Raw genomic sequence first — 1,971 nt, 5'->3', positions numbered from 1 at the left:
GTAGATACGTACAGCGTTGTCTCATTTGCAAGCACCAGGGTGCCGTTGTTGTGGGCACCCATCACGCTAAATTTCTGTGGATTGATCGGGGGCGTGATCTCAGTCAGTTCCTGGTGAAAACCATCCGAAGACCTGTACATGGCGTTAAATTTTTTCTGGTACAGGCGTGAGCCGGCAGCATAAAGGCCCCTGTGGCGACGCCTGCAAGAAAAGGGAGGCGTTCTGGTGACTAAGACTTCAAATCCGCAAGAGGGAAGTGCGGGTGTCAAAGGTTTTTCGTCGTACAGCGGCCCATTGATATAGCCAAAACTGATCGATCTTGGCGTCATCTCCCACAAATCGGTTACGTTACCGGCATGATACACGCGTCCGCTCACTTCGGCGTAAAGCGAATCGTTCACGTGAGAAAGGAATGCTCTGGGTGCCGACAGGCAATCGATGCCAAAATTACCAGGGCGTTGGTTAACCAGTAGATGCTGCGCTTCTTCTTCAGGGTGGCGAGGATTTATCACAAGACCGTAGCCCGTGCCCACCATCAATGCTTCAGCGCTATTAAAATGGAGGGTTGAGATGGCCCTGTTGGAGAGGCCGTTGTTCCAGGGTTGCCAGCTTTGCGCGCCATCAAAGGAGCACTTCACGCCATCGTAGGAGCCGGCGCATATCCAGCTGGCGTCGGGTGCGACCCGGTAGGTCAGGGCGCTGTCATCTATCCGCAGCCACGATGCCAGGCTGTCGTTTTTGTTGCGCTGATACAGGCCGTTGCCTCCACAATGACCCATGGTGCAACAGGCGCTTGCCTGTGCAAAGTGGGCAGCCGGCGTATCGTAGAATCCTTCGATGCTACAGCCAAGCCGATCAATATCCACAATTTCGTTTTGTTCAGCCAGGTAGCGCACGGCTCTGGCGCCATAGCGTGCTTCTGTATAGATCAGCAGATCATTGCCTAGTGGCAGAATTGACCTTACATCTGCCGGCTCACAATGCCCACTGCCATAACAGATGAAATTGTGCCAGCAAGTCCCCGATGCATCTACTGATAGGCATTGCCAGGAGTTACCATCTTCTGACAAAAATATCCGACTGCCTACGCCGGCCACCAGGGATCCATCAGCGCGCATTTTAAAAAAAGAAGGGGATACAATTTCGTCATCATCTGCTTTTCCTATGTCTCTTGATGTCCACTGTTTGATCAGCTGCCAGTCATCTTGTGAGGAATTTCTTTGGTAAATACCTTCATCTGTGCTGGCAAAAGTTACACCATCGGGGGTGAAGAGTAGAGATCGAGGAGAGATGGATAAGGTGCTTTTAGACCAGGAAACCCCGTCATTTTCCGATTCAAATAACCCCTCATGACTCCACAGGTACAGGCGCCCTGTTGGATCTGCTTTTAAGCTTAGTGGATGGTTCTTGGGCAATGCGACAGGCTCCCAGGGTTCGCCGACGCCCGGGCTGCGAAATAAACTGCTACTCCGACTGCCGGCAAAAAAAGCCCCCGATGGGCTTTGCCATAACAGGGTAACAGCGCCGCCTTCTATGTGTTGATTAAGCGGTTCCCAGTCGATGACGGCCTGGGCAAAAAGGGAAGTTGGTGGACTGGTTACGAGGAAGAGAACTGCCACATAAAATCCAGCAGCATACGGTTTACGGCACATACTGACGATCGAGGTACGGGTGAAAGTATTGAAAGGCTAGCGTGTTGACGCTTCACAGAGGGGCAATAGTTTATTAACGAGGGGTTGATCTAAATGGTTCTGTTATGGTGTGTGTTTATTCGAGTCAGAAGGTGACACAAGTGTTTCTTTTCATTGATGCCATTTGTCATCGTCATTGCGGACTTGATTCCATAGGCGTCAAGGAAATAGATGCAATGGCTTCAAATGGTAATTTTCAGCCTTTCCTCGTGCCACTCCCGTCATTCCTGCGGAGGCAGGAATCTAGTCAAATACGTCTAAAACAAACCTTTTTCTGGAT

Annotated in this window: 1 protein-coding gene; it reads right to left on the bottom strand. The window is 50.8% G+C overall.

Annotation, left to right across the window (positions count from 1 at the left end; genetic code table 11):
• Positions 1–1,619 (bottom strand): hypothetical protein (locus tag AAF564_26735; GenBank protein ID MEM8489169.1); only part of this gene is annotated, 1,619 nt, incomplete at its 3' end.
• Positions 1,620–1,971 lie beyond the last annotated feature (352 nt).

It is taken from the genome of Bacteroidota bacterium (assembly GCA_039111535.1).
Lineage (GTDB): Bacteria > Bacteroidota > Rhodothermia > Rhodothermales > JAHQVL01 > JBCCIM01.
Note: the sequence above shows the minus strand (reverse complement) of the source record. Positions and strands in the feature narration are given on the sequence as shown.